The organism is Candidatus Pelagibacter sp. PS_06, from assembly GCF_059418045.1.
In genome coordinates, this window is record NZ_CM182078.1 from 946,371 (window position 1) to 959,472 (window position 13,102).

At 28.4% G+C, this 13,102-nt stretch carries 19 protein-coding genes; 5 read left to right on the forward strand and 14 right to left on the reverse strand.

Features of this window, described 5'->3' with window-relative positions:
- Positions 1-38: 38 nt before the first annotated feature.
- The 9 genes from AC5SLZ_RS04855 to AC5SLZ_RS04895 all read right to left on the reverse strand — a co-directional run bounded on the left by AC5SLZ_RS04855 (position 39) and on the right by AC5SLZ_RS04895 (position 5,498).
- Positions 39-197, reverse strand: coding sequence for a hypothetical protein (locus AC5SLZ_RS04855; protein ID WP_494615183.1), 159 nt, complete (start codon positions 195-197; stop codon positions 39-41).
- Entirely contained in the window at positions 184-363 is a 180-nt protein-coding gene (locus tag AC5SLZ_RS04860) for a hypothetical protein (protein WP_494615185.1), read from the reverse strand. Before AC5SLZ_RS04860 ends, AC5SLZ_RS04855 begins: the two co-directional genes overlap by 14 nt.
- A gap of 89 nt (positions 364-452) precedes the next feature.
- Positions 453-1,409, reverse strand: a complete 957-nt coding sequence (locus AC5SLZ_RS04865; protein WP_494615186.1) for a hypothetical protein — start codon at positions 1,407-1,409, stop codon at positions 453-455.
- A gap of 168 nt (positions 1,410-1,577) precedes the next feature.
- Complete coding sequence (locus AC5SLZ_RS04870) at positions 1,578-2,255, reverse strand: hypothetical protein (protein WP_494615187.1); 678 nt, start codon at positions 2,253-2,255, stop codon at positions 1,578-1,580.
- Positions 2,256-2,537, reverse strand: a complete 282-nt coding sequence (locus AC5SLZ_RS04875) for a hypothetical protein (RefSeq protein WP_494615188.1) — start codon at positions 2,535-2,537, stop codon at positions 2,256-2,258.
- 57 nt (positions 2,538-2,594) lie between these two features.
- Entirely contained in the window at positions 2,595-3,446 is an 852-nt protein-coding gene (locus tag AC5SLZ_RS04880; protein WP_494615190.1) for a hypothetical protein, read from the reverse strand.
- Positions 3,447-4,265, reverse strand: a complete 819-nt coding sequence (locus tag AC5SLZ_RS04885) for a PrsW family intramembrane metalloprotease (protein WP_494615191.1) — start codon at positions 4,263-4,265, stop codon at positions 3,447-3,449.
- Between the two features lie 8 nt (positions 4,266-4,273).
- On the reverse strand, positions 4,274-5,161 hold the full coding sequence (locus tag AC5SLZ_RS04890; RefSeq protein ID WP_494615192.1) for a DUF2167 domain-containing protein: 888 nt from the start codon (positions 5,159-5,161) through the stop codon (positions 4,274-4,276).
- Positions 5,162-5,249: 88 nt separating this feature from the next.
- Complete coding sequence (locus AC5SLZ_RS04895) at positions 5,250-5,498, reverse strand: hypothetical protein (protein ID WP_494615194.1); 249 nt, start codon at positions 5,496-5,498, stop codon at positions 5,250-5,252.
- A 43-nt stretch (positions 5,499-5,541) separates the two neighbouring features.
- Between AC5SLZ_RS04895 and AC5SLZ_RS04900 the strand changes: the two genes are divergently transcribed.
- Complete coding sequence (locus tag AC5SLZ_RS04900) at positions 5,542-5,940, forward strand: hypothetical protein (RefSeq protein ID WP_494615195.1); 399 nt, start codon at positions 5,542-5,544, stop codon at positions 5,938-5,940.
- 152 nt (positions 5,941-6,092) lie between these two features.
- Here AC5SLZ_RS04900 and AC5SLZ_RS04905 read toward each other — a convergent pair whose 3' ends face one another.
- On the reverse strand, positions 6,093-6,776 hold the full coding sequence (locus AC5SLZ_RS04905; RefSeq protein WP_494615196.1) for a zinc metallopeptidase: 684 nt from the start codon (positions 6,774-6,776) through the stop codon (positions 6,093-6,095).
- Positions 6,777-7,119: 343 nt separating this feature from the next.
- On the opposite strand from AC5SLZ_RS04905, the gene AC5SLZ_RS04910 reads away from it, so the two are divergent.
- Both AC5SLZ_RS04910 and AC5SLZ_RS04915 read left to right on the forward strand, forming a co-directional pair.
- Positions 7,120-7,392, forward strand: a complete 273-nt coding sequence (locus AC5SLZ_RS04910; protein WP_494615198.1) for a hypothetical protein — start codon at positions 7,120-7,122, stop codon at positions 7,390-7,392.
- Complete coding sequence (locus AC5SLZ_RS04915) at positions 7,392-7,550, forward strand: hypothetical protein (RefSeq protein WP_494615199.1); 159 nt, start codon at positions 7,392-7,394, stop codon at positions 7,548-7,550. The genes AC5SLZ_RS04910 and AC5SLZ_RS04915 overlap by 1 nt, the downstream gene beginning before the upstream one ends.
- Before the next feature lie 73 nt (positions 7,551-7,623).
- Here AC5SLZ_RS04915 and AC5SLZ_RS04920 read toward each other — a convergent pair whose 3' ends face one another.
- Positions 7,624-8,205 (reverse strand): hypothetical protein, encoded by a 582-nt coding sequence (locus AC5SLZ_RS04920; RefSeq protein ID WP_494615200.1) that lies wholly within the window; start codon positions 8,203-8,205, stop codon positions 7,624-7,626.
- Positions 8,199-10,136 carry a DUF2167 domain-containing protein gene (locus AC5SLZ_RS04925; RefSeq protein ID WP_494615201.1) on the reverse strand — a complete coding sequence of 646 codons (1,938 nt, stop codon included), beginning with the start codon at positions 10,134-10,136 and terminating at the stop codon, positions 8,199-8,201. The genes AC5SLZ_RS04920 and AC5SLZ_RS04925 overlap by 7 nt, the downstream gene beginning before the upstream one ends.
- Before the next feature lie 117 nt (positions 10,137-10,253).
- Between AC5SLZ_RS04925 and AC5SLZ_RS04930 the strand changes: the two genes are divergently transcribed.
- Together AC5SLZ_RS04930 and AC5SLZ_RS04935 are read left to right on the forward strand one after the other, a co-directional pair.
- Positions 10,254-10,442: a hypothetical protein gene (locus AC5SLZ_RS04930; protein WP_494615202.1), complete on the forward strand. Its 189-nt coding sequence runs from the start codon at positions 10,254-10,256 to the stop codon at positions 10,440-10,442.
- A gap of 265 nt (positions 10,443-10,707) precedes the next feature.
- Positions 10,708-10,935, forward strand: a complete 228-nt coding sequence (locus tag AC5SLZ_RS04935; RefSeq protein ID WP_494615204.1) for a hypothetical protein — start codon at positions 10,708-10,710, stop codon at positions 10,933-10,935.
- Here AC5SLZ_RS04935 and AC5SLZ_RS04940 read toward each other — a convergent pair.
- The gene (locus AC5SLZ_RS04940) at positions 10,928-11,980 is read right to left on the reverse strand and encodes a threonine aldolase family protein (RefSeq protein ID WP_494615205.1); all 1,053 of its coding nucleotides are present in this window, start codon (positions 11,978-11,980) and stop codon (positions 10,928-10,930) included. The two genes, AC5SLZ_RS04935 and AC5SLZ_RS04940, sit on opposite strands and share 8 nt — an antisense overlap.
- 1 nt (position 11,981) lies before the next feature.
- Positions 11,982-13,097, reverse strand: coding sequence for a serine/threonine protein kinase (locus tag AC5SLZ_RS04945; RefSeq protein WP_494615206.1), 1,116 nt, complete (start codon positions 13,095-13,097; stop codon positions 11,982-11,984).
- Between the last annotated feature and the right edge of the window lie 5 nt (positions 13,098-13,102).

Consider the following 13,102-nt stretch of genomic DNA (forward strand, 5'->3'; position numbering starts at 1 on the left):
AACCCTAACAATAAGGGTTAAGGGTTTCAATTTAGATATTAGTCATTCTCTTTGTTTTCCACAAATGAAACATGTACCTCTTTAGTGTTACTTTCAACCTCAATCATTTTAAGATAAGATTCTCCAAACATTCCTATATCTTCACCATCTTTTTGTTTTTGCTTTAAAAGCTCATAAACTTCCTTAAGAGTTGCCATTATCCCCTCCATTTTTATTTTTAATGAAAGTCGCACTTACCTCTTTAGTAGTTTGAGGTACATCTGCTTCATAAGTATCAACGATTGCTTGAAAAAAAGGATTTAACTCTTTTCCTTCTGCCTCTTCTTTTTTGATTAGGTCGTACAGACCTTTGACTGTTGCCATATATGCTCCTTTAGCGTTATTATTTTATGTCCGAAGCAAGTAGAGTTTTTTCTAAATCACGGACATCGTCATTCTACACTAGAACTACACTAGTTTTCAATAACATTAGCATCCCTTAAAATCTTTTGGCAATCATCCTTATAGAAATCACCAACTTCTATATCATAATCACTATTAAAAAATTCTATTGAGACATTATTTTGAATACTTTTTCTGAATAATTTTAATTTATTTAAATGAATTGAATTTTTTAATCTTGGTGCAGAAGACCGCCACTTAAATTTTAGATTATTACAATAATTGATTATATAATGTCTCAAACCTTCATTGTGTTTAAGTTTTCTTGGTTCCATAATAATTATACTTCCATAATCAACAAAAATAATTTTTTTTAGATTTTTTAATTTTTTTATGAGTTTTACTACTGCTTTTAAATCAGTCCAAATTAGATCTGCTGTTAAATAAAGAATATGATCTTTGTTATGAAAATTATATAGTATTGTTGTAATAAATACTGGTCCACAAAGTAAAGAATGTTTTTCTGTTTGAGTGTTAATTAATTTATTTGTCTCTTTTTTTGAGGTTGGAACATGATAATTCATTCCCCATCTAAATCTGTTTAATTTACAGTCAATTTTATCAACAAATTTTGAAAAAATTTTATAACAATGAATATTATCATTTTTTAAAATAACATTTTTCCTTAAATAAAGATCTCCACATTTAAAATCAATATATTGAAAATCACCTTTATTAAGAGTGCTACCTTGAATTGGTTTTTTAATTTTTCTTGTAAATAATCCAACAGTATCTGCGATATGACCTATTCCATAAGAAATATTTACCGCCCTGTCATAAAGTTTTTTATAATCTTTATTGGTTAGTTTTTTATAAGTTTTAGATTGATGATATAAATCTTGGTTTTCTGAGGATAATTGATTAAATAATTTATTCTTTTTATAAATATATTCATATTCAGTAAAAAATTCTAAATTTTGTTTTATTTTATTTGTATACGAGTTTTTAAAGTTCTCTTTTTTTGCCATAAAGTACAACTGTAAACATCAAAGCCCAAAAGAACTTAACAAATATGCTATTTGTAAATAAAATTTCATTATCCAAGACTAACAAATCTAGAACTCTTATTCAAGTTGAGTTAATTAGCTAATACTAAATAGGATTATAGAAGACTGAGTCGTGGCTATTGATAAATTTTATTCTAAAACATTGCCATGAACCCAATGACAAGTTTTTTTGTTTCCATCAGCTAAAGTCATCGTACCTAGACCATAAGGTAAATCAAAATCTATTTCTCCTTTATAATGTGATCCATCATCATAAAAAATTTCACCAAAAGTTAATTTTATATTTCCCTTAAATTCTTTATCAAATACTTCTCTAATATCTGGCTTTTGATAAATAATTTTTTTTATGCCTTCGTGATCTGAATAATTAATTAATGATGGATGCAAAATTTCACCTTCAACTAAACTACCATAATTGAATAAACCTTTCACATGTCCAATAGGTTTATTGTTTTCATAATTTTGTAAATTATCAAAATGAAGTTCAATTCCTTGGCCATGTAGTTCCCAATCCCCAGAACCGACACGTTCACAAAATTGAAATGATCCTTCGTTTAATTGAAATGATCCTTCGTTTATATATTTGTCGTTTGTATATGTGCCTTTGATAAATGCTCCATCTTCCCACTCACCATTGCATTTAGTATCTTTGTATTTTGAAGAAGTAAGTTCGCCTAAACCATGTGGCAAACCATCTGAATTACAAAAACCTATATATTTTCCTTTCTGGAAAATATTTGGAAAATTATCTAACTCTATATTATCAATCGTTCCTGGCTCAATTTTTTTTCCTTTATATTCTTCCATCTAGTTAGTCACATTATAACAAGTATGGAACTCCCCAGCTATATCAAATAATTCAATAACGCAGGATACTATTTTAGTTTTGTCTTTAATAAACGTATAAAGCATTACTCTAGGTCCTTCCTCTGAAATAGGTGTTATTGAATGCAATACATAACCATCATTCATTAAATCTTTTGGTTTGATATTGGGTAACTTGTATTCTTCTGAAAAACTTAAATTATTAAATGATATAAAACTAAGAGATAAAATTAATAGAATTTTTTTCATTACTTTTTTTTTCATAATTTATATTTTCCAGAATAACTTTATGTAACTTTATTAAATATAAAAACCCCATTCTTACTCAGTCACTTTAAATGAAACTTTTTTATTAGCATTTAATAAATTACAATGTTTTCCAATATTTGGAAAAGTTTTAAAGTTCACAAAATGGAAGTAAATATCAAAAGCACCATTAGGTACTGACTTGTATTTTGGATCAAAATAGTTTCTAAAACTTCTCATAGAGGAGTTCTTAATTTTCATTGAAAAACCTCTCTTAAATATTTTTTCCATAATTTTAATATCAATATATCTTTGCTTGTCTTCATTTATAAAAACATCCATGTCACTAAATATGTCATCTTTAAACCAGTGATCCATATCTCCGTAATCAGGAGGTGGGAGCTTCACACCAAATCTATTATAATTTATATAGTACTCCACTACTTTTTTTGAAATATCTTTTAAATTCTTACTATTATTAATTATTAAAATAGGTACAAAAATTTCATTTTCTACAGTGCCTGTGTGGCTTAAAAAATCCTCCTCTACAAAAAGAATTTTAAAATCATCTTTTATGCCTGTCGAATATCCAAAAGTTAATAGTCCACAATTTAGATAATTTACATTTTTGCCATAACCTGAACCATCTCTTATGGATAATAAGTTTTCATAAACAAATGATGTGGGAGATAACGTTTTAAAAAAATCAACTTTATTTCTATAATGAATAGATTTATATCTCTTTGGAATTTTTTTATTATCTTTTAGATTTAATGCCTTAATAATAGCTAAATCAACAATGTTCCAGTAATTTTTAATTTCTTTTTCGAAATTTACTAGTTCTTCACAAAATTTCTTAGTATTAAACTTTTTCTTTAATGCACTACTTAACAACTTTCCTGTTTTAGAATGTAAAAGCTTATTCATTTACCTATACATAGCATAATCAATAAAATAATTTGTTATAAATAAAATAATAAAAGTTAAAAAAATAACAAAAACTATATCGCTTGTTTTTGGTATTACTTTAACTCTTTTTGTCTCTAAATTCTGAGATTGTCTTTCTTTTCTAAATATGAATATTGCTCTTATCAAAAAAATAATTAATAAAATATATATATAGAAATCTGATATATTTTTTGAAAAGAGAATTAAATCGTATAATCCATGTAAACATACTGGAAAAAACAATGCTAAAAATAAAAAAAATTTTCTATTATGCTTTTGAAAAATTGCATCCATTAAGAAAAAACCCATGAATACGCCTGCTAGAGCGTGAAGAGGTACTGCAGTAAATGACCTTATTAAAGCAACATCTTTTGCAACTTCAAGGCCATCTTTGCTTGCACCCAATACGTATTCCCAATTTTCAATAACAGCAAAACCAAGAGAGGCTGCAACCCCATAAACCAATGCATCCATTGGTTCATCAAACTCATCTAAATGTAAACAATAAAATACGATTACAAAAAACTTCATCATCTCTTCTAAGAATGCAGCTCTTATAAAAGACATAAAAAAATTGCTACTCTCTATACCTAGATTCAGAGTTCCCAAAAAACCTTCAACAGCAATGATTAATATTCCTATTGGAAATGTAGTGGCTATACCTAATAAGAAAGTTATTAATACAATTCTAGGAGGTTCAGGAAATTTGTCTCTTTTATAGACGTAATAAAATATTAGCGCTACCGGAAGTATTGCATAAAACGATAAGTTTAAAAAAACTTGACCAGTTCCAAACATTTATTTTGTCATTCTTCTTTTTTACTTGAGCCTTTAAATAATTTACCCAACCAAATAAATGGTAGGAATATTATAAACCAGAATTTTTTTAATAATAATAAACCAGCTGCAATAATTCCTGGTTTTAAAGCTTTGACCCCTAACGTCGTTGCAAGAAGTGCACCTATTCCAGCTGCAGCAATTTTATCACCTGATTTCCAATCCTTGTATTCTTTGGTGGCATTAAATTTGTGTATTTTTGATAAATTTAAAAGCAACTGTTCCTGGTATCCAAGTTTACCAGCCACATAAGAACCAGTAGTATAGCCTTCTCTCCCTAAGATTATTGCTGTTCCTTCAACGGTTGAACTATTATCAGACCAAGTAATGTTAAAGGCATAATAAACAGAATTATAAGTTCCATCTAGATAAGGTTTTTTTTTCCAGTTAACATTCAATACTGTAGGTTGACCATTTTCTTGTCTGGTAATATTGCTAGCTTTATAATTTTCTCTCATTTCATTTATAAATATATCAGGATCAACATCAGTCCAATCATCAGTTTTTACATATCCTGAGTCTGTGTAAGAAAACGTATACTGTCCACTGTTTTGACTAAAAGCGAATACATCCACATAATCAAAATCTACACCATTGGCCCAATAAAGCATTTGATGAGCATCCTCACCCTCTAAAATTTCAAAATTAGATGGAATGCTTATCTTTGAGTTTGCTTGATTATAATTAACAACCAAAGGCCCTTCTTTCCAGTTAAGAGATTGCATAGCTTTATCCCATGCCTCATCTGTCTTAGGTATGTTTCTATCAATTGCTAATGCACTTAAAGAAAAAAGTACAATTAATAAATTTAAGACAAAAAAGATTTTTATCTTTGAATAATTCTTAATAATTAACATAGTAAATCGTACCTGATATTTTTTGATAAATACATTATAAATTAGTATTGAAAAATAAGGTATATAAGAACTGATTGTAAGCTATCATTCATTTATTATTCTTGAAGAAATAATAAAAAATATAAATTATTATAGATATAGTTATTACTATTAATAAACCTTGATAAAATTTTTCATTATCATGATATCTTATTACGTTAGTTATAGCTCTTAAGATATCTTGTAAATTTTCTGGTAAAACTAAAATATCATTAAAAGAAGTTGAAATAAGATCTGGAATATTTTTAAAAAATTTAAGGATATCGTTTAAAAATGGAAGTAATTTTATTAATAACATCTTTGCTTTATCAAAATTAATTATTTAATATAAATAATACAATATGGAAAAAATATTCAAGAAAACAATCCAATTTAGTATAATTGCTTTAATTGCATTGATAATAAGTGCTTTTAATGAGCCATATGAAGTTAATCAAATAAATGAAACTATTAGTTCAGGAATTATTGACAATGAAGGGTCTATCGGTCTTTTGTTTGGAATTATTGTTGCAGTTTATTTAATAGCTTATTTCGTATCTTTATATTTTGTTTATAGCTTTAAGAAATTAGGAAGAAAGCTATACACAATTACGTTTGTAGTTGGTTTGGTAATAACTCTTTTATCAGGTCCTATTGTAATGGGTCCTATTAGTGCTTTTATTCATGAGATAGCAGTGACATTTAATGGTGCAATTCTAGTTTTTTTATTTTTTACGCCCCTTCAAAAAAAGTTTAACTAATCACAGTAAGTATAAACTGTACCTTGTTCAAGTATCTCTAGTAATTTATGGTTATCTTTAATCCTAGAATACATCGCTTTCTTTGGTGTAACTTTATTAGATCCTAAAAAGTTTTTTCATAAATTTCACTTTAACCCCACTCCTCAATAAAGTTATCTTCTTAAGATGACTGCTCTTAATAAAAACCAAACGTTTTTAAGATTTAATATGCTTGTTAATGAACCAATTACATAGGTAAAGGCACAAACTCTTAAAATAGATCTGCATGATGAATGATATTCTTCTGGTATTTTTTTTTCCAATATTGGCATTGCTCTTTTAAAACTAGCATCTAATTCAACATTAAGGGTTACTAGATGGGCAATCATATTAATTAGGATAGATGCAAAAATTATTATTACACAAATTCTTATAAAGGGAATTGCACCTGTTGCTAATATTGTTGGAATACCAGCGTATAATAACAAACTTGATAACTTATTTAACCATTCTGTTTTAGAGATGATTATCTGTCTTCTGATAAGAGGAGGGTAATTTTCTTTATGTTGAATTGCATGACCTATTTCATGACAAATAACTGTAATACTCGTGATGCTTTTTTTATCTAATCTATCAGGTTTAACTCTTACAGTTTTTGAATTGGTATCATAGTGATCACCAATTTTTGTGTCTTCAATTTTAACTTCTTCTAAATGTTTCTCCTTGAGTAAATCCAAACCAAATTCCTTTGCTGTAAAAGGCATATTTGGTAAAATATCGTCATGTTTATTTAAGGTGTAATTTACCCAAGCACCAGGAACTACATAAGACAAAATTCCTATTAGATATAAAATCATTAGATAACCCTAACCTAACTCTAAAATAAATTCATCTGTTGAATTTTTATAATAAACATGTATTTTTATAAAAGGTAATGTTTAAATGTTTTATGAAGGCAAGATATATACATTAATTAATGCTGACGAATGTATATTTCCTGCCTTCAGATTACACTGCCAACCTTTTGAGAGTTAAAACAAATTTTAACATATACTTAAAAGGTATAAGTGTGAGGGATCTTTAAATGATTTTACCTATAAACTAACAACTAAGAACGAAAGTTTTTAATGGTAAATTATATAGTCAGCAAAATAGATCTATTCATTATCTTTAATGAACTTTCAGTTCATAAAGGTAAAAATGAAAAAAAAGACAAGAAAAGGAAAGATAGTTAATCTTTCTGATCATGAAAAATTAATTAACTTAATTTCAATCCACGACGAAAAAGACGTTAACTACCTACTTCGATCTGTGGATCAGGTATTTTTTGAAGTTTTCAATTTTAAAAAAAAAGATTTACCTTGGTTAGGTAATAACTCTGAAGAAGAGTGGAATAATGTCATAAGAAAAGTCCGGCTAACTATATTCAAATTGTATTTTGAGTATTCAAAAAAAGAAAGGACTTATCATTAATGAGAAATTACGTAAAAAATAAAATGATGAATAGGTTAACTTATTGTAAGGATTGGAAAAATACAGTTGAAATTTATTTAGAAGGTAAAAAAATAAAACATATTCACTTAGTTAATACTTTTATGAAGCTACTTGAATTTGAGAGGTCACCAAATTAAATTATAATTTCTTTTTTCTTTTCTTTATTTTTTTAAAGGATCTTCTCCATATTGGTAAAGTGCTCATTTAAAACTATTGTCTAACAGAAATATAGTCTGCAAACTTTCTTGTTAAAACTCCCATTTTTAGGTTATTTCTTTCAGGTTCATCTTCAAAATGATAACAAAGAACTGATGAAGTTTCTTTTTTTCGTGGATATTCAAAAATCACTGCTCGCCATTTACCAGGTCCACCCGGCCTAGGTTGAACTCCATAATCAGTAGGCTTAAGATTAAATAATTTACTATTAGTTTTCACATATTCGTCTTGTTTTTTCATACATCCCTCAAAATCATTTGGGAATTTCTCAAATAGATAAAAACCTTCAATTTTAAAGTTTTCATCCTCAGGATCAAATACTGCTAAATATAATCCTAGCTCATCTGGATAAGTAAAAGGATTTGGAACATACACTGTTGCAATATAATCTTCTCCTTTTGAAATTGGATTTAAACCTTCAATAATTTCATCAAGTGTCATTAATTCTAATAAACTCTTGCCTAATTTAATACCTCCTTTTTCATAATTTTTAATTGAGTCTGCGTGTGATAAATTAAATTGAAAAATACTAAAAAGTATTAAAAATAAAATTTTTACTAAAAATTTATTTAACAATTTATATTCTTCCTAGCATTAAAATCTAAATAATCTTTGTAGATATACTGTGTTTCTGTATTAAACCCATCTTGTATGAATTTTTCTTTTAAGATGCTACAGTAAGTTGTTTTTTTGTTATTATATATTTCAAGCAAATCATCAAGGTTTTTGACTAGCTTAAAAGTTCCTGCATACCAAAACTCATCAGTTAAGGTAGAAATTGAAAACATGGTATCAGAAGCTTCATAAGCTTTTAATTGTTTTAAGTATTCAGGTGAAGAGGAAATCATTATTTGGTCATCATCTCTTACATCAAACTTCCAAATAAAATTATCTACTTGAAAACCATCTTTCATATAACTCTCCATTTTACCATCTTTTGACATAGAGGCTGGTTGAATAAACGTTGTTGCTTTATTATCATTTCGATCATAAACAACTTTAAAATACTCATAACCACCGTAAGAAATTATTTTTCCATCTATCAATTTTCGACCTCCAAAACTTACACTTCCCCCTGTTTTATTTAAAAATAAAACTGTATCAAAATCCTCCTCTATAAATATTGAGTAAGAACTATTTGCAACTTTAGTCTCTTTAGTTTCATTGGAATTTTTAGTATTCAAATTTCTAGTTTGAATATCTTTTCCCTTTAATCCTAGTTCTTTCATCTTCTCTGCAAGTTTAAAAAAATAAGGTGGAGGCTCACCATTTGTGCCTTTTAATAAATTTGAGCTAGCGAATTTCTTAGCCTTTTGTTTTTCTGCAGCTGTATATTCTTTATCCTGACAACCTAATGTTAAATTCCATTTATTAAATGACAGTCCTGTTTGATCAATTTTAGCAAATAGAATTTTGGGTATTCCCTCTTTTATAACTAATTTATTTTTGTATTCGTATTTTACCTTATCTGTGGCTTTGTCGCCCACTAATTCAATTATATTTGTATAGCTGACATCATAAGTATTTGGATCGCTTGGAGATATATTTAATTTTTGAAAATTTTTTATATCTTGAATACCATACATTCCTGATAACACGCTCACATCGTCATCTGAAGAAATATCAATTATTTCATTTTTAACATCTGTTATATAAAAAGTAATTACTTTGCCTGCAAATCTTGGGTAGTCTACTTCGGTTATACCAGCCTTTTTTAGTGCTCCAGTGGTAACTAAACAATACGCCTCTATATTTGTAAGATCAGTAGCTACCCCTTGACCCCAACTTCCATCAATAATATTTGTTAAAGTATAAGAAGATATATAGTCTCCCTGAGCAAAATCTGAGTACCTAAATTTATCGTTGAACTTAACTGTTGATGAAATTTCCTCAATTATACTCTGATAATAATTAAAGAAATCATCATTTTCATTACCATCACCCATTAAAGTCATTTTTAATTGCAAGAAACCATTTCTACCTAGAATATTACTTAAATATACGTATGCCACATCACCCTCTGGCCAATTTACTCTATAACCATAATTTGATACTTTATTTTCAGTAAGTGTAGGTTCTAATATCCAAGTTATTTTTTTCATACTATCAGATTTTCTTTTATTGAATGTTTCAATAATATCTTTTGATGTAAAATTCTTAAATCTATCTGTTGTTACATAACCTTCGTCATAATACCGGGCCTTGATTGTATAATATTGTTCTTTATCTGAGATGATTAAGCTCTCACTAATGTCATCAATGCTAGTTTCTTCACTATATAAGTATTCCTCATAATTTTTTATATCTTCTTTTGTGTCTAAGTAAATTTCAGAGTCTACTATTTCAATCGAAGCATTTGTATTTGGGATTTCTATACTTTTATTTGTTGAATTGTTTAAATTTTTCCAACCTAATTTGAAATAAGGATCATTAAGATCAATTTCATTTGCAATCAAATTAGAGTTAAAAGTAATTTGGATTAATAGAAAAAATAAAAATATTCTCATTATATTAATATAATTTCATAAAAATTTTCTTAAACAATAATTATTGATTTAAATATTCGCGTTTAAATTGAAAAAATTCTTATTGAAATTATTGTTCTATATCAATAAAGTTTACCTATGGGACAAATAGTAGGTTACATTTTAATAGTTCTTGGAGTGGCAGATTTTTTGCTTGGAAATTTTGCACAAATAAATCTCACACATTTTTTAGGTCCATTATCAACTTTTTCGCCTTATGTATTTGGAGGACTTGGTGTTTTAATTTTAAATGGAAGTAGACCTAAAGATAAACAAGATACTGATTAATTTTTATAAATTTTAATGGTGAATATAGTTTTTAATTTTCATCACCAATTATGCTAATTTAATAAAGACATTTATTATCAACAAATACTAATTTTCATGAACTTTTTAAGAAAAAATAAAGGAGCTATAATTAAATTATTAATAGGAATATTTTTATTTTTTTTTAACTATATCACTATGGATCATTTGCCCATTGGTAAAGTTCCTGCAATTTTAGGAATTATGATTTTCGCTAAAGGGTTAATTGAATTAGAATTTAAAACATATGAACAAAGAAAACGCAAGTAAACTGTGGAAAATGATACAGGAAGCTGGCGATTATTTGGGGGGGCAGCTGCCCGATCATCCAAATCATCCCAAAGGGAGAAACCCCTATGCTCATGTTGCAATTTGTGTCAAAGATCATTTCGATGCAAGCTACAAAGATATTCCTGATGAGAAATTTGATGAAGTGGTAAAGTATATTGAATTTTTAAAACAAAACCCTAGTTAGAGTTTTTTAAAATTTCTAACAATTGATCGACATCACTATCTTGAGTATTCCAAGCTGTGACTAATCTTGTTGATTTTCCATCCAATTCGTCTTCATTCATTTTATAACCTTCTGAATTTAAATGTTCGATCATATTTCTTGGAAACTTTGCAAAAACTTCATTGGCTTCTGTTGGGTATGAAAGTTTAATATTTGAATGATTAGACAATCCTTCACTTAATTTTTTTCCCATTTTATTTGCATGTCTTGCATTTCTCAACCAGACATCATTTGAAATATAAGCATCTAATTGAGCAGAGACAAATCGCATTTTAGATAACAAGTGCCCTGCTCTTTTCATTAAAAATGCAATATCTCCTACTAAATCTTTCTTAAAGAAAATTATTGCTTCTGCTGCTAAACATCCATTTTTCGTTGCTCCAAAAGACAAAACATCAATACCTGACTTCCAAGTCATCTCAGCAGGTGATGCATTAAGGGATACTAATGCATTAGCAAATCTTGCACCATCCATATGCATTTTTAAATTATGTTTATGAGCAACATCTGAAATTTTTTTAATTTCATCTAATTGATATACCTCTCCAGTTTCACAAACTTGGGTAATGCTTACTGATGAAGGTTGTGTGTGATGCACTATTCCTTTTCCACCAATAGATTGATCTAATTCATCAGCGGTAATTTTTCCATCAATACCCTGTAAAGCAACTAATTTTCCTCCCCCTGTATAAAATTCAGGAGCACCACATTCATCCGTATTAATATGAGATAATTTGTGACAATAAATATTTCCAAATGACGGTGTCATGGTTGATAGTGCTAAAGCATTAGCAGCAGTTCCCGATGCTGTTGGAAAAACAATTACTTCTTTTTCAAATATCTCTGAAAATTTATCCTGTAATTCAGTTGAGATTTCATCATTGCCATAAGGAGTGCTATCACCATCATTCGCTTTTAAAACTGCATCTAAAACTTCAGGACAAGCACCAGCAACATTGTCTGAAGCGAATTTAACTCGCTCCCTTTTTGTTTTAATTTTAGCCATATTATTGTTTTGGAAAATAATCTTTTAGAGTGCCTTCTCTATATACATCTGCTGTACAACAATGAAGTCCTCCACCAAATGCATAAGCATCTCTTAATTCTACCGGCAAAACTTCCATGCCTAATTTATCTAATTGTTCTTGCTGATAAACTTCACTTTTTTCAACACATACTGTTTTTGGATCCAAAACTAATACATTCATTGATAACCAAGTAGATGAATAACATAAAGGAGGTGGTTCATTATGAGCAGGTTGTGCGCTATCAACAATTTCCCATCCATTATCCTCAAATAGTTTTCTTTGCTCTGGTGGTAATCTTCTTTGAGGGTTATTAATAATTAAACCTTCTTTAATTGGGGTAAATGTTGCATCGATATGGATTGGATAAGGGTCACCTGGAAAATTAACAGCATGAACTCTATGATCTTTATAATGTCTTTTTAACCAATCAATTCCTTTTAAATTTGTCGTAAAACCATGTTGAACAACTAAATCTTTTCCAAATCTAAGCACATCCGCAGCATCAAATAATGGTTCTTCTTCTGTGGTTACAAAAAATTTATCTTCTGTCCACTCTAATCTTTTTTGAATACCAATTTTATCTGACAAATAATCTTTTCTATAATCCTTATCTGTTAACCTAGGTTTTGGAGCAGACTCATGTCTCATATTTGGGTCTTGATTATAATATTCTTGAAGCAAAGGTCGGTAACAAAGATACTCAAACCATCTACAACGATAACTCATTGTGGCTTCTAAAATTTCATTTCCAACAGTAAGCAAAACATCCCTTGGTGGCATACAGCCAAACATTGTTTCAGCTTCCCAATCAGGCGTTGAAGTTTTTTGATTAAAATCAATTGGAGTAGGACGATCTACTTTAACTCCTCTTTTAATAAGCATATTAGAAAAATCATCTAAGAGTTGATTAGCTTTATCTACGGTATCTTTAATTCGTGGACCAAATTGACCTCTCATGTCACTATCTTCAGGAACTTTAGCATCTAGTGCTGGTTCTGGAGCTGGTATGCAAGTTCCATCAGCTCTACCAACAATTACATGTTTTAATGGATCCCACTCATTCCAGCTATTAACAATAGTTTTAGTATCACTCATAATTT